Below are 19,349 nucleotides of genomic sequence, written 5' to 3'. Positions count from 1 at the left end.
TTGGACATAGAGTATCCCCGTCAGGCAACGGCCTGTGGTCACGAGGAGAGCAAAATGAGCAAGGTCTGGTTTGTCACCGGTTCGTCCAGAGGATTCGGTCGGGCGTTCGTCGAATCCGCGCTGGAACGGGGCGACAAGGTCGCGGCGACCGCCCGCGATACGAGCACCCTCAGCGATCTGGTCGACAAGTACGGTGGAGCCGTCCTTCCGCTCCAGCTCGATGTCACCGATCGCGATGAGGTCTTCGCCGCCGTCAAGCAGGCGCATGACACGTTCGGCCGCCTCGACGTCGTCATCAACAACGCCGGGTATGGATTGTTCGGCACCGTCGAAGAGATCACCGAGCGGCAGCTGCGCGACCAACTCGAGACCAACCTCTTCGGCGTCTTGCACGTCACGCAAGCCGTCCTCCCAATCCTCCGCGAACAGGGTTCGGGCCATATCATCCAGATCTCCACGATCGGCGGTATCGCCGCGTTCCCGATGCTCGGCGGCTATCACGCTTCGAAGTGGGCGCTTGAGGGTCTGACCGAGTCCCTCGCCCAGGAAGTCGCAGGCTTCGGGATCAAGGTGACGCTCGTCGAGCCTGGTGGATTCGACACCGACTGGGCCGGCTCCTCGGCCACCTTCGCCGACGCGCTCCCGGAGTACCAACCGATCCGCGAAGCGATGGCCGCGCGCAGGAAGGACAACGCCAGTCCCAAGCCGGTCGGATTCGGTTCCGCCATTCTCAAGATCGTCGACGCGGAGAACCCGCCACTGCGGGTGTTCTTCGGCGAGCAGCCCACGCAGATCGCTCCGCACATTTACGAGCAGCGCCTTGACCAGTGGGCCGAGTGGGCGCCGGTTTCGCGAGAAGCCGAGGGCAAGTAGCACGCGCGCTACACGTTGAAGCGGAACTCCACCACGTCGCCGTCCTGCATGACGTAGTCCTTGCCTTCGAGGCGGGCCTTGCCGGCCGCACGCGCGGCGGCGACCGACCCCGTCGCGACGAGGTCGTCGAAGCCGATGACCTCGGCCTTGATGAAGCCCTTCTCGAAGTCGGTGTGGATCACGCCTGCCGCGGCGGGAGCCTTCCAGCCCTTGCCGATGGTCCAGGCGCGCGCCTCCTTCGGGCCGGCGGTCAGGTACGTCTGCAGCCCCAGCGTGTCGAACCCGATGCGGGCGAGCTGGTCGAGTCCCGATTCGTCCTGACCGGTGGATGCCAGCAGTTCCGCGGCATCCTCGGGGTCGAGATCGATGAGCTCCGACTCGATCTTCGCGTCGAGGAACACGGCCTTTGCGGGCGCGACGAGCGCCTCGAGCTCGGCCTTGCGCGCGGCATCCGTCAGCACAGCCTCATCGACGTTGAACACGAAGATGAAGGGCTTCGCGGTGAGGAGGCCGAGCTCCTTGATGGGCTCGAGATCGAGCTTCGACGCCGAGAGCAGTTCCCCGCGCTGCAGCGCGTCGCGCGCAGCCTCGGCGGCGGCGAGGACCGACGGATCGAGCTTGCGGCCACGCACCTCCTTCTCGTAGCGCGTGATGGCCTTCTCGAGCGTCTCGAGGTCGGCCAGCTGCAGCTCCGCGTTGATGGTCTCCATGTCGCTCTGCGGGTTGACGTCGCCGTCGACGTGGACCACGTCGCTGTCTGCGAAGCCGCGGACGACCTGCGCGATGGCATCCGCTTCGCGGATGTTGGCGAGGAACTTGTTGCCCAGCCCCTCCCCCTCGCTCGCCCCGCGGACGATGCCGGCGATGTCGACGAACGACACCGCGGCGGGCAGGATCCGCTCGGAGTGGAACACCTCGGCGAGCTTCGCGAGCCGCTGATCGGGCAGGTTCACGACACCGACGTTGGGCTCGATCGTCGCGAACGGGTAGTTCGCCGCGAGCACGTCGTTCTTGGTCAGCGCGTTGAAGAGCGTCGACTTGCCGACGTTGGGGAGACCGACGATTCCGATAGTGAGAGCCACGGGAGTCCAGTCTACGCGGCGGGCACCGCTGCCCCGATGTCGCCGGGGCGGCTCCCTCGCCGGCGCGTGCGGACGCCTAGCTCCCCGCCGGTGCCGGGTCGACCCGCCACCGCATGAGGACGTTGCCCGACTCCTCCCAGACATGCGTGCCCAGCAGCCTCAGCGCCACGGGCGGCCGCCCGCCGAAGAGGCGCACGCCTCCCCCGCCGATCAGGGGGAACGTGACCAGGTGCAGCTCGTCGACGAGCCCCGCGTGCATGAGGTCGTTCCAGAGCACACGGCCGAGCAGGATCAGGATGCCCCGCCCTTCCTGCTTCTTCAGGCGTGCGACCTCCGCGCGGCTCTCCGCGACGGGCACGATGCGAACATTCTCATAGGGGGCGAGATCGGCTGCGGTGATCGTGTCGGAGACGACGACCTTCTCCATCGTGCGGATCAGCTCGGCGAACTCGCGACGGATCCGCGTGGCATCCGGATCGCCGCGCACCCCCGCCCAATAGCCCAGATTCCCGAGCGTCGAGCGCTTGCCCGACAGCAGCAGCGTGTCGGACGCGCGCATGAGCGCGGTGGTGTGGAAGTCGAACGAATCGGCGCCGCGGTAGTCGGGATGCCAGTGCTCGAACAGCGACGCGATGTCGTGGTCGTCGTCTTCATAGACGCCGTCGACCGTGGTGAAGTTGCAGACGGTGAGCGTGCGCATCAGACCGCCTTGCGAGTCCGGAACGCGTGGGTCAGATACGGCAGATCGACAGATGCCTCTCCGACGGCGCCGATCTCGTCGAACAGGGCCGCGATGTCGCGCTCGATGCGGCCACGCTCAGCGGCGGGCGCGGTGATGATGTAGCTGCGCGACAGCACCATCGCGGTCAGCGTCGCCCGGGTCACCGCGCGCGACCAGCTCCACGTGCGCCGCTCGAGGCTGTCGAACGGCTGGGCGACGAGCGGCCCGCCGTCGGCGAGGAGCTCTTCGGCGTGGCTGCCCTTCATGATCTCGGTGAGACGCGCGACCCACGGCGCCTCCTCGTCGCGGATGTTCCAGATGAGCCCGAGCACGCCGCCGGGCTTCAGAACCCGGCCGATCTCGCGCGATCCTGCCGCGGGGTCGACCCAGTGCCACGCCTGCCCGAGCACCACCGCGTCGAGCGACTCGTCCGGCAGTGTCATCTGCTCGGCTGTGCCGATCAAGGTCTCGACTCCGGGCACGGCGCCGCGGAGGCGATCGAGCATCGCGGCATCCGGCTCGACGGCGATCACGTCGCCCGCGAGGCGCGCGACGACCCGGGTGAGCTTGCCCGTGCCGGCCCCCACATCGGCCACGCGGGGCCGCGGGCCGGCATCCTCCAGCATCCACGCCACCGCCTCGGCCGGGTAGTCCGGCCGACCCTCCTCGTATGCCTGCGCCGCTGCGCCGAAACTCCGGGCCATGTCCTCACGAGTCGCCATGACCGCGACGATACGCCTGCCTCGGTCCCCACCGCCGTCGCGAAAGCAGGCCGGATCGGCTCAACGGCACTCCTCCTGCCCCGCGAAGGCCGATCGAGCCTGCTTTCGGCACCGATCCGGCGTCCCGCCGGCGCCCCATCGGCGCTCAGCCGGCACTCCGCGCGCGCCCTCCGGGCGTCCGGCGCAACAGGATGCAACGGGCGCGGCCGTACCGTCGATGCCACCTCGCGGCGGCTGCCGCACCGGTCGAACACAAGGAAGTGATGTCGATGACGACGCTCGCCCCCACCCCCGCCTCCCACCAGACAGATCAGCATGCCGACGCGTCTCACACGACGATGCGCGCAGCCGTCGTGGTGGCCCCCGGAAAGCCCCTGGTCGTCGAGGATGTGGCCATCCCGACCCCCGGTCCCGGTCAGGCCCTCGTCCGCGTGATCGCGAGCGGGGTCTGTCACACCGATCTGCACGCCGCGCGCGGCGACTGGCCGGTCGCACCCAAGGAGCACCTCATCCCCGGTCACGAGGGCTACGGCGAGGTCGTCGCCCTCGGCGAGGGCGTCACGACGCTCGAGGTCGGCCAGAAGGTCGGCAACGCCTGGCTCTGGTCCGCCTGCGGAACCTGCCAGTACTGCCGCACCGGCTGGGAGACCCTCTGCGAACAGCAGCAGAACGGCGGGTACTCCGTCGACGGCAGCTTCGGCCAGTACATGCTCGTCGACGAGCGCTTCGCCGCACGGATCCCCGAGGGCGCCGATCCGTTCGAGGTCGCCCCCGTCCTGTGCGCGGGGGTCACCGTCTACAAGGGCCTCAAGATGACCGGGGTGCGTCCCGGCGAGTGGGTGACCATCTCGGGCATCGGCGGGCTCGGCCACATCGCGGTGCAGTACGCCCGCGCGATGGGCATGCGCGTCGCCGCGGTCGACGTCGACGACGCGAAGCTCGAGCTCGCCCGCACGCACGGCGCCGAAGTGACGGTCAACGCGCTGAAGGCCGAACCCGGCGAAGCCATCCAGGCGGCCACGGGCGGCACCCACGGCGTCCTGGTGACGGCGGTGCACCCGCGGGCGTTCGATCAGGCTCTCGCCGTCGTCCGCCGCGGTGCGACGATCGTCTTCAACGGGCTCCCGCCGGGCACCTTCGACGCTGACATCTTCGACATCGTGCTGCGGGCCATCACGATCCGCGGATCGATCGTCGGGACGCGCCAGGACATGATCGAGGCGCTCGACTTCTACGCCCGCGGCGAGATCCACCCCACCGTCACCACCCGCTCCCTCGACGAGGTCAACGAGATCTTCGACGAGATGGAGAAGGGCAAGATCGACGGTCGCATCGTCATGACCTATTGACGAACAGGGCCGCGCCGCGCGCGGGACACCGGGGAGGGACGACCGCAGCAGGGTCGCCCCTCCCCGATGTCCGGACCGGTTGACACGTCCCGTCGGCGCGCCTGAGCCGGAGCGGAGCAGCGGCGGGCGAGAGTGGGGGCGTGGCACTGGATTTCACCGCGATCGACTTCGAGACGGCGAACTCCTCGAGCGCATCCGCGTGCGCCGTCGGCCTCGCCCGGGTCCGGGACGGCCACGTCGTCGCGAGCGCTGGCTGGCTGATCAAACCGCCGCCGGGCCATGACGCCTTCTTCGAGCTGAACACCGGCATCCACGGCATCCGCGCGGAGGACGTCGCGCACGCGGCGACCTGGGTCGAGCAGCTCGCCGACCTGCAGGCCTTCGTCGGCGACGACGTCCTCGTCGCGCACAACGCGGGGTTCGACATGGGCGTGCTCCGCCGCGCCTGCGAGGCGACGGATGCCTCCTGCCCGCCGTACCGCTACGCATGCAGCCTCCAGGTCTCCCGCAAGACGTACGACCTCGCCTCCTACCGGCTGCCCCTCGTCGCGGCCGCCGCAGGATTCCTCGACTTCGCGCACCACGACGCCGCCGCCGACGCGCTCGCCTGCGCGCACATCATGATCGACGCCGCCGGCCGCGCCGGCGCAGGCGACATCCTCGAGCTGGCGATGCTCCTCGGCGTCCGCGTGCCGCAGCTCCCGGTCTCCGACCGGGTCGCGGCGCCGTCCGCCGTGCGCTGAGTCCTCCGAACGCGACGCCCCCGTGCGCCCGCGTGGCGATGTCGGAGGCCCGGGGCATCCTGAACCCATGGATGCCGTGATCGTCACCGCCCTCGCCGTGATCTGCCTGTTCGCCGGGCTCCTCACCGGCTGGTTCGCCGCGTCCGCCCGGGTGGCGGAACGGGCGGCGCGAGAGCGCACCGCCCTCACGGCGCGCGCCGTCGCCGCCGAGGCCGCGCAGCGCTCCCTCGGTGACCAGCTCGAGCAGCAGCGCGCCCTGACGCGCGAGCTCGGCCTGCAGGTGCGCACCGATCAGGCGGCGCAGCAGGAACGCGAGCGCCGGGAGCAGGTCGTGCTGCGCGCCCTCTCCCCGGTGCAGGAGAGCCTGCAGACGATGCAGCGCAAGGTCGATGAACTCGAACGGGAACGCCAGGCGCAGTACGGCTCGCTCGCCGAGCAGCTGCGCCGGGCGCACGAGTCGGACGAGGCGCTGCGGGCGACGACCGAGTCGCTCGCGGGTGCTCTCCGCTCGAACGCGACTCGCGGGGTGTGGGGCGAGACGCAGCTCCGCCGCGTCGTCGAGTCCGCCGGGCTCACTCGCTACGTCGACTACGACATCCAGGCATCCCTCACGTCCGATGCCGGAGCGGGGCGCCCCGACATGGTGGTCCGACTGCCCGGAGGCAAGGGGCTCGCGGTGGACGCGAAGGTTCCGCTCGACGCGTACCTCGAGGCCTCCGCGATCCCCGTCACGGCGCAGGGCGAGGAGGGCGCCCGCCGCGCGCAGCTGCTGCAGAAGCACGTCAAGGCCGTCCGTGCGCACATCGACGCGCTCGCGAAGAAGACCTACTGGGCGGGGCTGGAGTCGAGCCCGGAGTTCGTCGTCTGCTTCATCCCCAGCGAGTCGCTCCTCGCCGCCGCACTCGAGGAGGATCCGAGCCTCCTCGACTACGCGTTCGGCCACCGCGTCGCCCTGGCGTCGCCCGTCAACCTGTGGGCGGTGCTCAAGACGGTCGCCTACACGTGGACGCAGCAGGACGTCTCGACCGAGGCGCGACGCCTGTTCGCCCTCGGCACCGAGCTGTACGAGCGTCTCGGCGGGCTCGCTGGCCACGCCGAGGACCTCCGCCGCGCGATCGAGCGGACGGTCGACAGCTACAACCGGTTCACCGGCTCGTTGGAATCACGCGTGCTCGTCAGTGCGCGCCGCTTCCCCGGCATCGATGACACCAAGCTGGACGCCGTGGCCGCGCCCGCGGTCATCGAGAAGCGCCCGCGGCCGTTCACCGCTCCCGAACTCACGGAGCGTCTGAGCGCCGGCACGGAGCGACTGAGCGCCGACGTGGGCGAACTGCGCGAGCGACTCTGACGGGGTCGCTCAGGCGCCGGGGAAGAAGTTCATGAGGCCGACGACGGCCAGCGAGACACCCGCGAAGGCTCCCACCATCCACCATCCGCTGACCTGGTGGCCCTCGGGGGTGCGTCGACGCAGCAGGACGTCCGGCCTCCGGGAGAGGTCGATCTGCGCCTGGATCTGACCGGTCCTCGGATTGCTGGCTGCTGCGGACATATGTGAACCCCCGGGAAATGACGTGGACGTGCAGGTCGCCGGTGACCGTGTCCCATTGTGCCAGAGGGCGCACGTCCTCCGGGGATCATCGGCCAGATCTTTCCCAGAGGGTTACCGAACCGCTACCCTCAGCTCCCCGCCTCAGACGGATCTCCCGTCACAGCCACTTCGAGGCGAGGTGCTCCGAGTTGATGCGGCGAAGCGTTCCGGACACCCCGCGAAGGACGATGCTCTCGGTGATGACGTAGTCGGGGCCTGCGCGTCGCACGCCGTCGACGAGCTCGCCGTTGGTGACGCCGGTCGCGACGAAGATCGTGTTGCGCCCTCGGACCATCTCATCGGCCTCGTACACGTAGCCGTCGAGCTTGAGGCCGGCATCGAGCCCCTTCTGCTTCTCCTCGTCGTCGCGCGGCCACAGACGCCCTTGGATGTGACCTCCGAGCGCCTTGATCGCGCACGTCGTCGCCACGCCCTCGGGCGACCCGCCGATGCCGATGCACATGTCGGTGCGCGCGTTGTAGCGCGCCGCGTTGATGCCGCCGGCGACGTCGCCGTCGCTCATGAGGCGGGTCCCGGCGCCGGCCTCGCGGATCTCCTCGATGAGGCGCGCGTGGCGGGGGCGGTTCAGCACGGAGACGACGAGCTCGTCGACGGGCTTTCCCAACGCCTTCGCGAGGCGGGTGATGTTCTCCGCGACCGGGAGGCGGATGTCGACGACGCCGATGCCCGCGGGGCCGGTGACGATCTTGTCCATGTAGAAGACGCTCGAGGCATCCAGCATCGTTCCGCGGTCAGAGACCGCCAGCACCGACAGGGCGTTGTTGCGCCCCTCGGCGGTGAGGGTCGTGCCGTCGATGGGGTCGACGGCGATATCGCACTGCGGCCCGCGGCCGGTGCCGACGTGCTCCCCGTTGTAGAGCATCGGAGCGTTGTCCTTCTCGCCCTCGCCGATGACGATCACGCCGTCGAAGTTGACGGTCGACAAGAACGCGCGCATCGCGTCGACGGCGGCGCCGTCGGCAAGCTCCTTCTGCCCGCGTCCGATGAACGGCACGGAGCGGATCGCCGCCGCCTCCGTCGCGCGCACCAGCTCGAGCGCGAGGTTCCGGTCGGGATGCAGGGGACTCATGTCCGCGGTCAGGCTCACCATGCTCTGAGACTACGTCCCCCGCAGCGCGCCCGCGAGGATTCCCGCCGAGGAGGCGGGGAAGGAATGCGCATTCTTGCCGGCCGGGCAAGTCAGCGCAGGATGCCGCGTCGTCGCGCCTCGGAGACGGCGGCGGTCCGCGAGCTCACCCCGAGCTTGGTGAAGATGTGGGCGAGGTGCGATTTCACCGTCGTCTCGCTGACGAACAGGTCGGCGGCCACCTCGGTGTTCGCGCGGCCGGCGGCGACGAGGTCGAGCACCTCGATCTCGCGGACGCTGAGGCTCGCCTGCGGCGTGCGCATCCGATCGAGCAGCCTCGACGCGATGACCGGCGCCAGGGCGCTCTCACCCGCCGCAGCCGCACGGACGGCCGCGATGAGCTCGTGCGGCGGGGCATCCTTGAGGAGGTACCCGCTCGCCCCGGCTTCGACCGCCCCCAGGATGTCGGCGTCCGAGTCGTAGTTGGTGAGGATCAGCACGTAGGGAGCCGCGTCGAGCGCGCGGATCCGGCGCGTCGCCTCCGCCCCGCCGATCGATGCTCCCCCGAACTGCAGGTCCATCAGGACGACGTCGGGGTTCTGCTCCCCGGTGGCGGCGAGCGCGGCCTCGGCAGTGTCCGCCTCCGCGACCACCACGATGTCGGCTTCCGGCCCGAAGAGCGCGGCGATGCCCGCGCGCACGATGGGGTGGTCGTCGGCGACGACGAGACGGATCATACGAGGATCCTCTCGGCCAGCTCGACGCGCACCGTGGTGCCCCGCCCCGGCGCGGAGTCGACGGTCAGGATGCCTCCGAGCTGGTCCACCCGTTCACGGGCCGCCTGAAGACCGAACGAGTCCGACGTGTCGCGAGCGACGACCTCCCGCGCGTCGAAACCGACGCCGTCGTCGACGACGCGGAACTCCAGTCCGTCCCCGCCGACGGCCAGTGTGATGGTGGCCGTATCGGTCTGCGCGTGCTGGATGACGTTCGCGACCGCGCCCTGCGCGATCCTCAGGAGCGCGGTCTGCACATGCATCGGCAGCTCCACGGCATCCGACACCCGCACGGAGACGCGAAGCCCCTGCGCCTGCCACTGCCCCGCGGCGAGGCGTCGCAGCGCCCCGCCGAGACCACGATCCTCGAGGTCGGGCGGCGTGAGCTCTCGGATGAAGCGCCGCGCGTCGGCGAGGTTCGCCGCGGCGGTCTCGCGGGCCAGCCGGATGTGCTCGACACCGGGACGATCGGGGTCCGCCCGCTCCGCGGCGTGGAGCAGCATCTGGATGCTCGACAGCCCCTGCGCGAGGGTGTCGTGGATCTCCCGCGCAAGACGCGCGCGCTCGGCGAGCACGCCCGACTCGTGCTCGGTCGCGGCAAGCCGGTCGCGCGTGGCCAGCAGCTCTCGCATCAGATCCTCGCGGGCCTGAGCCTCGCGGGCGAGCGCCTGGTACCCGAGGCCGATGAGCAGTGCGACGCCCGCGCCGACGACGGGTCCGACGACGCCGCCCACGGACCATCCCCCGTGGAGACCCAGGGCCACCACCGCGACGGCGGTCGCCGCGACGATCGCGACCGGACCTCCGGCCCGGCCGAGCAGGTGCAGGTAGAGGAAGAAGAGAGGGAAGACGAGGTAGGCGGCGTCGGGGGTGAGCCAGACGAGCAGGACCCACTCGAGACTGAGCACCGCCAGCCACACGAACACCCACGGGCGCCCGACGGGGGCACCGGCCGAACGACCTCCACCGCGACCGTTGGCCCCCGGCACGGCCGCCCCCGCGGCGTAGGTGACGAGCAGCAGCACCGCGACGCCGATCGTGAGCCCGCTCGCCCCGGCGGGGACGACCACCGCCCGGACGACGACGAGGAGCGTCAGGGCGACCACGACCGCGTGCAGCCCCACCCGCAGGCCCACGAAGACGGGCGTGAGCGAGGTATGGGCCATGGCCTGAATGCTACGACTCCGGGCGCGGGACGGCATCGTCCGAAAGGACGATCCGCCGCCCCTCCTCTCGGTCGCCCACCGCTGTGCTCCCGGCCGATGACCCCGCACGCGCCCCGCGGAAGAGTGGATGACGTCACCACCGGGTGGCAGGAAAGGACACCCATGTTCGTCGCTCTGCGCGACCTCCGCTTCGCACGAGGTCGCTTCATCCTGATCGGCGCCGTCGTCGCGCTGATCACGATTCTCGTCGGCTTTCTGAGCGGGCTCACCGGCGGGCTCGCCACGCAGAACGTCTCGGGGATTCTCGGCCTGCCCGGCGACCGCCTCGTGTTCTCCGAACCCACCACCGACGCCGGCGTGAGCTTCGCGGACTCGGCGATCACCTCCGACCAGCGCTCTCTGTGGGAGCAGTCCGCGGGCGTCGCCTCCGCGGAGCCCATCGGCATCAGCCAGACCCGCGCCGAGGCCGGCGACAGGCGCATCGCGGTCGCGGTCTTCGGCGTCGAACCCGGCTTCGACGCGCAGGCGCCCGTCGCCGACGGCACCCTCACGCTCTCGACGCCGGCGGCATCCGACCTCGGCGTGAGCGTCGGCGACACCGTCCGCATCGCGGGCGCCGACTACACGGTCGGCGGTGTGGGCGGCGACGCGTGGTACAGCCACACGCCCGTCGTCCGAATGACGCTCAGCGACTGGCAGGCATCCGCCGCCGCCACCGGCACCCCCGACGCATACGCCACCGTGCTCGCCGTGTCGGGATCGCCCGAGTGGGGCGCCGTCGACGCGAACGCCCGGACGGTGTCCGAGACGCCGCTGGCATCGCTCACGGCGCTGAGTGCGTTCCGCTCCGAGATCGGGTCCCTGCTGCTGATGGTCGCCCTGCTCTTCGGCATCTCCGGGCTCGTGATCGGCGCCTTCTTCACCGTGTGGACGATGCAGCGCAAGGGAGACGTCGCCGTGCTCAAGGCGCTCGGCGCGAGCACCCGGTCCCTCGTGCGGGATGCCCTCGGACAGGCGCTCATCGTGCTCCTGGCCGGAATCGGCCTGGGTCTCGCGGTCGTCGTCGCCTTCGGCGCTCTGGCCGGAGCCGCCCTGCCTTTCCTGCTCAGCCCCCTCACCACCGTCCTCCCGGGCGCGATCATGATCGCGCTCGGCCTCGCCGGAGCCGCCTTCGCGCTCCGTTCCGTCACCTCTGCCGACCCCCTCACCGCACTCGGGAGCAACCGATGATCCGCCTCGAATCCCTCACCCTCACCTTCCCCGACGGCGATCGCCGCCTCACCGCCCTCGACGACGTGTCGCTGTCGGCGCGACCCGGCACGGTGACCGCCATCACCGGTCCGAGCGGGTCCGGGAAGTCGACCCTGCTCGCCGTCGCCGCGACCCTCATCCGTCCCGAGGCCGGCCGCGTGCTGATCGGTGACCTGGATGCCACCGCGCTCGCCCCCGCAGAGGCGGCACGGCTGCGCCGCGACGAGATCGGCATCGTCTTCCAGCAGTCGAACCTGCTGCCTGCGCTGACGGCGCGGGAGCAGCTCGCGGTCATGAACGAGCTGGGCGCTCACGGCAGCCGTCGTCGGCGCGACGCGGCGACGGCGCGGGCCGACGAACTGCTGGATGCCGTGGGGCTCGCCGGTCACGGTGACAAGCGCCCGCACCAGCTCTCGGGCGGGCAGCGCCAGCGGGTCAACATCGCGCGTGCGCTCATGAACGATCCGAGCGTGCTGCTCGTCGACGAGCCAACCAGTGCCCTCGATCAGGAACGCGGCGCGAGCATCATCGAGCTGATCCTCCGGCTGACCGACGACCTCGACACCTCGACGCTCCTCGTCACCCACGACCTCGTGCACCTGCCGCGGATGCACGCCGTCGTGACGCTGGTCGACGGGGTGCTCGCGCACGGGACGGCGTTGACGCCCGCCTGACGTCTCCGCGCACAGTGCACCCGCGAGGGGAGATCTCGAGCGCGTTTTGCCCGGTGGAGGTCCTCCGGCGCGCCGGAGCCCTTCGCTAGAGTGGTCCCGGAGACATCCGCATACCTGAGGAGTGGAAATGCCCGTCGCAACCCCCGAGCAATACGCCGAGATGCTGGACAAGGCGAAGGCGGGCGGATACGCGTTCCCCGCGATCAACGCCGCCAGCTCGCAGTCGATCAACGCCGTCCTGCAGGGCCTCACGGAAGCCGGTTCGGACGGGATCATCCAGGTGACCACGGGTGGCGCCGACTACTTCGCCGGCCACACGGTGAAGGGACGCGCGACCGGCGCGATCGCCTTCGCGAAGTTCGCGACCGAGGTCGCCAAGAACTACCCGATCACGGTCGCCCTGCACACCGACCACTGCCCCAAGCCCGCCCTCGAGGACTTCGTGCTGCCGCTCATCGCGGCATCCGAGGAAGAGGTCAAGGCGGGACGGGGCCCGATCTTCCAGTCCCACATGTGGGACGGTTCGGCCGTGCCGCTCGATGAGAACATCGAGATCGCCAAGGAGCTCCTCCCCCGCATGAAGAACATCAACGCGATCCTCGAGGTCGAGATCGGTGTCGTCGGCGGCGAGGAAGACGGCGTCGCGCACGAGGGCTCGAACGAGGCCCTGTACACCACGACCGCCGACGTCTCGAAGTTCGTCGAGGCGCTCGGTCTCGGCGAGCAGGGTCGCTACATCGCCGCCCTCACCTTCGGCAACGTGCACGGCGTGTACAAGCCCGGTGGAGTCAAGCTGCGCCCCGAGCTGCTCGGTGAGATCCAGGCGGGCATCGCCGAGCGCTTCGGCACCGATGCCAAGCCGCTCGACCTCGTCTTCCACGGCGGCAGCGGTTCGACCCCGGAGGAGATCGCGCTCGCCGTGGCCAACGGTGTCATCAAGATGAACATCGACACCGACACGCAGTACGCCTTCACCCGCTCGGTCGCCGGCTTCATGTTCCAGAACTACGACGGCGTCCTCAAGGTCGACGGCGAGGTGGGCAACAAGAAGGCCTACGACCCGCGCGCCTGGGGCAAGATCGCCGAGTCGGCGATGGCCGCCCGCGTCGTCGAGGCGACGCACCAGCTCGGCTCGGCAGGTCACTCGATCAGCGCCTGACGCCTCGCGCTCGAGACCGCACCCGCCTCGGAGCCACGCACGTCGTGGGCTCCGGGCCAGGTGCGGTTTTCGTCGGTGCAGGATGCCTCGAGCGGAGGGCCGTGCGCGCCGCCGGGGCGGCCGCGCACTCAGCGCACGAGGTGCGCGGCGATGGCCGGGTCGTTGGCGAGCGGAACCATGAGACACACCGTCAGCACCGCGTAGGTCACGATCGCGCCGACGAGAGGGATCCACCAGGCGAGCCTGCTTCGGGCGATCATCCAGCCCGACAGGAGCGCCGTGGCGAGCCAGCCGAGAATGAGGATGCCCGCGCCGATCCGCCCCCAGAGATCACCCTGCGCGATGTTGGTGAACTCGGCGTCGATTCCCGCGAAACGCATCCAGAGCTCGGCGAAGTCGGCGAAGTGCCAGAGCTGCGTCACCGTGCTCACGACGGTCACGAGCCCATAGACGAGCAGAAGGAGGGTGATCAGCCGATCCGCGCGCCGCGAGGGCTGCGCGGCGCGCGTCGTCGGCCGCATGGGTCGCGCGGGAGGGCGGGTCCCCGTCGGGAGGGCGGAAGGGGATGCGGTGGCGGAAGCGGCGGCATCCGACGGCGACGCCGGAGAGGGAGCCGGCGTGCGGATCGCCGCTCGCTGCTCCTCCGCGCTTGCGTACTCGCCGTACTGCGGCGCAGGTCCGGAGCGAGGGCCCTCGGGCTCGGTCACGGCCGGGTCCGTCCCCCCAGCGCCCGACCGTCGCGCTTGCCCTCGGCATCCTGCCGCAGCTCCTTGGGGAGCGAGAACAGGAGGTCCTCCTCGGCGGTGCGGACCTGCTCCACGTCGCGGTAACCCGCTCCGGAGAGCTCCTCGAGCACCTCCTGGACGAGGATCTCCGGCACGGATGCGCCGCTCGTGACGCCCACGGTCTCGACGCCGTCGAGCCAGGACTGCTCGATCTCGTGCGCGTAGTCGACGCGATACGCGGCCTTCGCGCCGTACTCGAGGGCGACTTCGACCAGGCGCACCGAATTCGAGGAGTTCGCCGAGCCCACGACGATCACGAGATCGGCATCCACCGCGACCTTCTTGATCGCGACCTGGCGGTTCTGCGTGGCGTAGCAGATGTCGTCGGAGGGCGGATCCTGCAGGTGAGGGAAGCGCTCGCGCAGTCGGCGCACGGTCTCCATCGTCTCGTCGACCGACAGGGTCGTCTGCGACAGCCACACGACCTTCGAGGGATCCTTCACCACGACGGTGTCGGCGTCATCGGGCGAGTTGACGACGGTGACGTGGTCGGGCGCCTCACCGGCGGTGCCCTCGACCTCCTCATGGCCCTCATGGCCGATCAGGAGGATCTCGAAGTCGCTCTTGGCGAAGCGCACCGCCTCGCGGTGCACCTTCGTCACGAGCGGGCAGGTCGCGTCGATCGCCTGGAGACCCCGGTCGGCAGCGGCACCCACCACCGCGGGCGAAACCCCGTGCGCACTGAAGACCACGTGCGCCCCCTCGGGCACTTCGTCGACCTCGTCGACGAAGATCGCGCCTTTGCTCTCGAGCTCCGTGACGACGTGGATGTTGTGGACGATCTGCTTGCGCACGTAGACGGGTGCGCCGAAGCGCTCCAGCGCCTTCTCGACGGCGATGACGGCGCGATCCACACCGGCGCAGTAACCGCGCGGCGAGGCCAGCAGGACCTTCTTGGACCCGGCGACCGGGTTATCCTGAAGCCGCCCACGCGGACCCGGGATGCGGGGTGACGGAAGGCGGACGGCTGTGCTGCTCACCCTCCTGATTCTAGAGAGCACTCGCTGGGTGAAGGCCCGGCATGAGGCATCCGGTGCGCAGGAGAGGCAGCGATGACGACGTTCGAACCGGCTCCGGGCACAGCTCCGCCACCCGATTCCGTCCATCCTCGCGACTCCTCGCCCGAGACCCCGACCTCGATCTCGCGCCTGAACGAGACCATCCGCGGCTTCGTGGCGAACTGGGGCTCGGTGTGGGTCGAGGGCGAGATCACCGGCTGGAATCTGCGCGGCGGGCATGTCTTCGGCCGGCTGAAGGATGCCTCGGGCGAGGCGCTGATCTCCTTCCGGCTCTGGTCCTCGACGCTCCAGCGCCTCCCCGACGACCTGAAGCTCGGCGATCGCGTCGTCGCGTGCGTGAAGAGCGACTACTTCGTGAAGTCGGGGGACTTCACCTTCACGGTCTCCGCGATGCGGCACACGGGCCTCGGCGACCAGCTCGAGCGGCTCGAGCGCCTGCGCGCCCAGCTGCGCGCGGAGGGCCTGTTCGATCCCGCCCGCAAGAGGCGTCTGCCGTTCCTCCCCCACGTCATCGGCCTGATCACCGGCGAGCGCAGCGACGCGGAGCGCGACGTGCACCGCAACGCCGAGCTCCGCTGGCCGCACGTCCGGTTCCGGACGATCCATGCCGCGGTCCAGGGGGATCGGTGCGTGCCGGAGACGATCGCCGCGCTGCGCACCCTCGATGCCGACCCGGAGGTCGATGTCATCGTCATCGCCCGCGGCGGCGGCGATCCGCAGACCCTTCTCGGCTTCAGCGACGAGAAGCTGCTGCGCGCCGTGGCCGCCGCGACGACGCCCGTCGTGTCGGCCATCGGGCACGAGAACGACCATCCGCTCCTCGATGACGTCGCCGATCTCCGCGCCTCGACGCCGACCGATGCCGCCAAGCGCGTCGTCCCCGACGTCGCCGAGCAGCGCGCGATCGTCCAGCAGCTGCGCAGCCGCGCACGCACGCGTCTGACCCAGCGCATCTCGCACGACATCTCGCAGCTCGACCAGCTGCGCAGCCGGCCCGTCCTCCGTGCCCCGGAAGGCATGCTGGTCGCCCGCTCGCACGAACTGTTCGCCCTGACGGCGCGCGGGTGCGACGTCGTGACCCGGCGCGTGCACGAGGGAGAGCGCCGGCTCGCCCAGCTGCAGGCGTCGCTGCGCGCCCTCTCCCCCGGCGCGACGCTCTCCCGCGGGTACGCGATCGCCCATACGACCGGCGGGGTCATCGTCCGCGACGCGGCGCAGGCCCCCGCCGGGGCGGCCGTCGTCGTCACGGTGGCGGAGGGGTCCTTCGCCGCGCGTTCCGAGGGACCTGTCGCCGAACAGGGCGCCTGAGCCCGTTCCGACACCCCTCCTGAGCCTCCCGGCAGGCTCAAGGGACCCCTCGCGCCGCTCTAGGATGGATGCCATGACTGCCGACGCCACTTCCGATGTGGCGGGCCTGTCGTTCGAGCAGGCCCGTGACGAGCTCGTGCGGGTCGTCGCCGAGCTCGAGCAGGGCGCTCCGACGCTCGAGGAGTCGCTGACGCTCTGGACCCGCGGAGAGGCACTCGCGGCGCGCTGCGAGGAGTGGCTCGTCGGCGCCAAGCGTCTGCTGGACGCGGCCCGACCGACGGACGCGGGCGCGTGATGGCATCCGGCCCTCGCATCGTCGCGGAGCTCGGGCGCCCCGAGACCCCGCAGGAGACGGCCGACCGCAAGGCCGCGTCGTCGGCCGCGTACCGCTCCAGCAAGACCTTCCGCAACCTCATCGCGGCACTCCTGATCACCGTCGCCGTCGTCGCGATCATCGCGATCGGCGTGCCCCGCGGCACACTCGCCGAACCCGAGCCGGTCGATGTCGCCGCCGCCGCCGCCGCGACCGTCTCCTCCTCAGTGGGCCACACCGTCATCGTCCCGGTCGTGCCCGCCGACTGGCGCGCCAACTCCGCCCGCCTCGAGGGCGACATGTGGCGGGTCGTGTACGCCCCGCCATCGGGGTTCGTGCGCGTCGCGCAGGCCATCGACGCCCCCGACGGGTGGGCGGCACGCGAACTGGGCGGGTACGCGCCGACGGGATCGGTGACGATCGCCGGCATCACCTGGGACGAGTACCGCATCCCGTCGGCCGGGCGCACCGACTCGGTCTCCTACGGACTGTCGACGGATGCCGGCACGGACACCGTCCTCGTCTACGGCGCCACCGACGCCGCGACCGCCGCGATCGCCGCCGAGGGCATCGCCGACCAGATCCGCGCTCTGCGGGAGGAGACACCGTGACCGCCACCGCCACTCCGCGCGAGACGCCCGACGAGGTGTGGGAGGACATGCGCGCGGGCAATGCGCGCTTCGTCGCGGGAGAGCCGCACCATCCCAATCAGGATGTGGAACGGCGGCATGTGCTCGCGGCAGCGCAGACGCCGCGCGCCGCCCTCTTCGGCTGCGCCGACTCGCGTCTGGCCGCGGAGATCATCTTCGACCAGGGCCTCGGCGACCTCTTCGTGGTCCGCAACGCCGGTCAGGTGGCGTCGGACTCGGCGATCGCGAGCCTCGAGTACGCCGTCGCCGCTCTCGAGGTACCCCTCATCATCGTGCTCGCGCACGACGCGTGCGGCGCCGTGCGCGCCGCGATCGACTCGACGGCCCTCGAGAGCCCCGAGCTCCCCTCGAACATCTGGCGCCTCATCGCGAAGATCGTTCCTGCGGCGCGGACCGTCCTGCGCGAGAGCGGCGGCGTCGACCCGCGGCAGCTGGATGCCGAAGATGTCGGCATCGTGCATCTGCGCAACACCATCGACGACCTCCTCGCCTCCTCCCGGCTCATCGCCGACGCGGTGGACGAGGGACGCCTCGGCATCGTGGGCGCGAACTACCGCCTGAGCGAGGGCACCGCCGTGCCCCACGTGAGCGTCGGCATCGACGGCTGAGCCCTTCGGCCCGCACTTTCGGACTTCCCCCCCTGATTTTCTCCCCCAGATTTCTTCCCCAGACACGAGGACGTGACATGACCGACACCACCGAATACCGCATCGAGCACGACACGATGGGCGAGGTCCGCGTTCCGAAGAACGCGCTCTACGCCGCGCAGACCCAGCGCGCCGTGGAGAACTTCCCGATCTCCGGCTCGGGGCTCGAGTCCGCGCAGATCGCCGCGCTCGCACGGATCAAGAAGGCCGCCGCCCTCGCGAACAAGGCGCTCGGCACCCTCGACGGCGGCATCGCCGATGCGATCGCCGCCGCGGCCGACGACGTCATCGCGGGCGGCTACGACGACCAGTTCCCCGTCGACACCTACCAGACGGGGTCGGGCACCTCGTCGAACATGAACATGAACGAGGTCCTCGCGACTCTCGCCACGCGGAAGCTCGGCGCGTCGGTGCACCCGAACGACCATGTGAACGCCTCTCAGTCCTCCAACGACGTCTTCCCGACGTCGGTGCACATCGCCGTCACGCAGGCGCTCATCGACGACCTGATCCCCGCGCTGGACCATCTCGCCGTCGCCCTCGAGGCCAAGGCGGAGCTGTGGAAGGATGCCGTGAAGTCGGGCCGCACGCACCTCATGGACGCGACGCCCGTCACCCTCGGCCAGGAGTTCGGCGGCTATGCGCGCCAGATCCGTCTCGGCATCGAGCGCGTCCAGGCCGTCATCCCGCACGTCGGTGAGGTGCCCCTCGGCGGCACCGCCGTCGGCACCGGCATCAACACGCCCGCCGGCTTCCCGCAGAAGGTCATCGAGCTGCTCGCAGCCGAGACCGAGCTCCCGATCACCGAGGCGAAGGACCACTTCGAGGCGCAGGCGAACCGTGACGGCCTCGTCGAGGCATCCGGGGCTCTTCGCACCATCGCCGTCTCGCTCACCAAGATCAACAACGACATCCGCTGGATGGGGTCGGGCCCCAACACGGGTCTCGGCGAGCTCCACATCCCCGACCTTCAGCCGGGCTCCTCGATCATGCCCGGCAAGGTCAACCCCGTCGTCCCCGAGGCGACGCTCATGGTGTGCGCCCGCGTGATCGGCAACGATGCGACGGTCGCGTGGGCGGGGGCTTCCGGCTCGTTCGAGCTCAACGTCGCGATCCCCGTCATGGGCACGGCGCTGCTCGAGTCGATCCGCCTCCTCTCCAACGCGATGCGGGTCCTCGCCGACAAGACGGTCGACGGCCTCGAGGCCAACCGAGAGCGGGCCGCCGCGTTCGCCGGGATGTCCCCGTCGATCGTGACCCCGCTCAACAAGCTGATCGGCTACGAGGCGGCCGCCAAGATCGCCAAGCACGCCGTGGCGAAGGGCATCACGGTGCGCGAGGCGGTCATCGATCTCGGCTACGTCGAGCGGGGGGACCTCACCGAAGCGCAGCTCGACGAGAAGCTCGATCTGCTCTCGATGACCCACCCGGGCTGA

General features: G+C 70.5%; 21 protein-coding genes. 12 read left to right on the top strand and 9 right to left on the bottom strand.

Annotated elements, in window-relative coordinates:
- Positions 1-54: 54 nt before the first annotated feature.
- Positions 55-873, top strand: a complete 819-nt coding sequence (locus J0P97_RS04250) for an SDR family oxidoreductase (protein ID WP_215486529.1) — start codon at positions 55-57, stop codon at positions 871-873.
- Between the two features lie 8 nt (positions 874-881).
- Here J0P97_RS04250 and ychF read toward each other — a convergent pair whose 3' ends face one another.
- The 3 genes from ychF to J0P97_RS04235 all read right to left on the bottom strand — a co-directional run bounded on the left by ychF (position 882) and on the right by J0P97_RS04235 (position 3,398).
- Positions 882-1,955, bottom strand: coding sequence for a redox-regulated ATPase YchF (ychF, locus tag J0P97_RS04245; protein WP_215486528.1), 1,074 nt, complete (start codon positions 1,953-1,955; stop codon positions 882-884).
- 76 nt (positions 1,956-2,031) lie between these two features.
- Positions 2,032-2,655 (bottom strand): dihydrofolate reductase family protein, encoded by a 624-nt coding sequence (locus tag J0P97_RS04240; RefSeq protein ID WP_215486527.1) that lies wholly within the window; start codon positions 2,653-2,655, stop codon positions 2,032-2,034.
- A complete protein-coding gene (locus J0P97_RS04235; protein ID WP_215486526.1) occupies positions 2,655-3,398 on the bottom strand; it encodes a class I SAM-dependent methyltransferase in 744 nt (247 codons plus the stop codon). The genes J0P97_RS04240 and J0P97_RS04235 overlap by 1 nt, the downstream gene beginning before the upstream one ends.
- 338 nt (positions 3,399-3,736) lie before the next feature.
- Between J0P97_RS04235 and adhP the strand changes: the two genes are divergently transcribed.
- The 3 genes from adhP (at position 3,737) to J0P97_RS04220 (ending at position 6,838) form a co-directional block, all read left to right on the top strand.
- A complete protein-coding gene (gene adhP, locus J0P97_RS04230) occupies positions 3,737-4,747 on the top strand; it encodes an alcohol dehydrogenase AdhP (RefSeq protein ID WP_246539796.1) in 1,011 nt (336 codons plus the stop codon).
- A 140-nt stretch (positions 4,748-4,887) separates the two neighbouring features.
- Complete coding sequence (locus J0P97_RS04225; RefSeq protein ID WP_215486524.1) at positions 4,888-5,490, top strand: exonuclease domain-containing protein; 603 nt, start codon at positions 4,888-4,890, stop codon at positions 5,488-5,490.
- Between the two features lie 67 nt (positions 5,491-5,557).
- Positions 5,558-6,838 carry a DNA recombination protein RmuC gene (locus J0P97_RS04220; protein ID WP_215486523.1) on the top strand — a complete coding sequence of 427 codons (1,281 nt, stop codon included), beginning with the start codon at positions 5,558-5,560 and terminating at the stop codon, positions 6,836-6,838.
- Positions 6,839-6,847: 9 nt separating this feature from the next.
- Here J0P97_RS04220 and J0P97_RS04215 read toward each other — a convergent pair whose 3' ends face one another.
- The 4 genes from J0P97_RS04215 to J0P97_RS04200 all read right to left on the bottom strand — a co-directional run bounded on the left by J0P97_RS04215 (position 6,848) and on the right by J0P97_RS04200 (position 10,107).
- Positions 6,848-7,039: a UDP-N-acetylmuramyl pentapeptide phosphotransferase gene (locus tag J0P97_RS04215; RefSeq protein WP_215486522.1), complete on the bottom strand. Its 192-nt coding sequence runs from the start codon at positions 7,037-7,039 to the stop codon at positions 6,848-6,850.
- Positions 7,040-7,196: 157 nt separating this feature from the next.
- Positions 7,197-8,189 carry a class II fructose-bisphosphatase gene (gene glpX, locus J0P97_RS04210; RefSeq protein ID WP_215486521.1) on the bottom strand — a complete coding sequence of 331 codons (993 nt, stop codon included), beginning with the start codon at positions 8,187-8,189 and terminating at the stop codon, positions 7,197-7,199.
- Between the two features lie 89 nt (positions 8,190-8,278).
- On the bottom strand, positions 8,279-8,902 hold the full coding sequence (locus J0P97_RS04205) for a response regulator transcription factor (RefSeq protein ID WP_215486520.1): 624 nt from the start codon (positions 8,900-8,902) through the stop codon (positions 8,279-8,281).
- Complete coding sequence (locus J0P97_RS04200; RefSeq protein ID WP_215486519.1) at positions 8,899-10,107, bottom strand: sensor histidine kinase; 1,209 nt, start codon at positions 10,105-10,107, stop codon at positions 8,899-8,901. Before J0P97_RS04200 ends, J0P97_RS04205 begins: the two co-directional genes overlap by 4 nt.
- A 162-nt stretch (positions 10,108-10,269) precedes the next feature.
- Here J0P97_RS04200 and J0P97_RS04195 point away from each other — a divergent pair, with 162 nt between their 5' ends.
- The 3 genes from J0P97_RS04195 to fbaA all read left to right on the top strand — a co-directional run bounded on the left by J0P97_RS04195 (position 10,270) and on the right by fbaA (position 13,191).
- Positions 10,270-11,337, top strand: coding sequence for an ABC transporter permease (locus J0P97_RS04195; RefSeq protein ID WP_215486518.1), 1,068 nt, complete (start codon positions 10,270-10,272; stop codon positions 11,335-11,337).
- Positions 11,334-12,032 carry an ABC transporter ATP-binding protein gene (locus J0P97_RS04190; RefSeq protein ID WP_215486517.1) on the top strand — a complete coding sequence of 233 codons (699 nt, stop codon included), beginning with the start codon at positions 11,334-11,336 and terminating at the stop codon, positions 12,030-12,032. The genes J0P97_RS04195 and J0P97_RS04190 overlap by 4 nt, the downstream gene beginning before the upstream one ends.
- Before the next feature lie 127 nt (positions 12,033-12,159).
- On the top strand, positions 12,160-13,191 hold the full coding sequence (gene fbaA, locus J0P97_RS04185) for a class II fructose-bisphosphate aldolase (protein ID WP_215486516.1): 1,032 nt from the start codon (positions 12,160-12,162) through the stop codon (positions 13,189-13,191).
- A gap of 128 nt (positions 13,192-13,319) precedes the next feature.
- On the opposite strand, the gene J0P97_RS04180 is transcribed toward fbaA, so the two are convergent.
- Positions 13,320-13,898 carry a DUF6264 family protein gene (locus tag J0P97_RS04180; protein WP_215486515.1) on the bottom strand — a complete coding sequence of 193 codons (579 nt, stop codon included), beginning with the start codon at positions 13,896-13,898 and terminating at the stop codon, positions 13,320-13,322.
- A complete protein-coding gene (locus J0P97_RS04175; protein WP_215486702.1) occupies positions 13,895-14,920 on the bottom strand; it encodes a 4-hydroxy-3-methylbut-2-enyl diphosphate reductase in 1,026 nt (341 codons plus the stop codon). The genes J0P97_RS04180 and J0P97_RS04175 overlap by 4 nt, the downstream gene beginning before the upstream one ends.
- 108 nt (positions 14,921-15,028) lie before the next feature.
- On the opposite strand from J0P97_RS04175, the gene xseA reads away from it, so the two are divergent.
- The 5 genes from xseA to J0P97_RS04150 all read left to right on the top strand — a co-directional run bounded on the left by xseA (position 15,029) and on the right by J0P97_RS04150 (position 19,349).
- Positions 15,029-16,303: an exodeoxyribonuclease VII large subunit gene (xseA, locus tag J0P97_RS04170; RefSeq protein ID WP_215486514.1), complete on the top strand. Its 1,275-nt coding sequence runs from the start codon at positions 15,029-15,031 to the stop codon at positions 16,301-16,303.
- Between the two features lie 73 nt (positions 16,304-16,376).
- Complete coding sequence (locus J0P97_RS04165; protein ID WP_215486513.1) at positions 16,377-16,598, top strand: exodeoxyribonuclease VII small subunit; 222 nt, start codon at positions 16,377-16,379, stop codon at positions 16,596-16,598.
- Positions 16,598-17,227 carry a DUF4245 family protein gene (locus J0P97_RS04160; protein ID WP_215486512.1) on the top strand — a complete coding sequence of 210 codons (630 nt, stop codon included), beginning with the start codon at positions 16,598-16,600 and terminating at the stop codon, positions 17,225-17,227. Before J0P97_RS04165 ends, J0P97_RS04160 begins: the two co-directional genes overlap by 1 nt.
- A gap of 47 nt (positions 17,228-17,274) precedes the next feature.
- Positions 17,275-17,874 carry a carbonic anhydrase gene (locus J0P97_RS04155; RefSeq protein ID WP_215486701.1) on the top strand — a complete coding sequence of 200 codons (600 nt, stop codon included), beginning with the start codon at positions 17,275-17,277 and terminating at the stop codon, positions 17,872-17,874.
- Between the two features lie 77 nt (positions 17,875-17,951).
- Positions 17,952-19,349 (top strand): class II fumarate hydratase, encoded by a 1,398-nt coding sequence (locus J0P97_RS04150; RefSeq protein WP_215486511.1) that lies wholly within the window; start codon positions 17,952-17,954, stop codon positions 19,347-19,349.

Source organism: Microbacterium flavum, assembly GCF_018717645.1.
In the GTDB taxonomy this organism is placed as follows: Bacteria; Actinomycetota; Actinomycetes; order Actinomycetales; family Microbacteriaceae; genus Microbacterium; species Microbacterium flavum.
The sequence above is the reverse complement of the archived record's forward strand: the minus strand, read 5'-3'. Positions and strand labels throughout refer to the sequence as shown.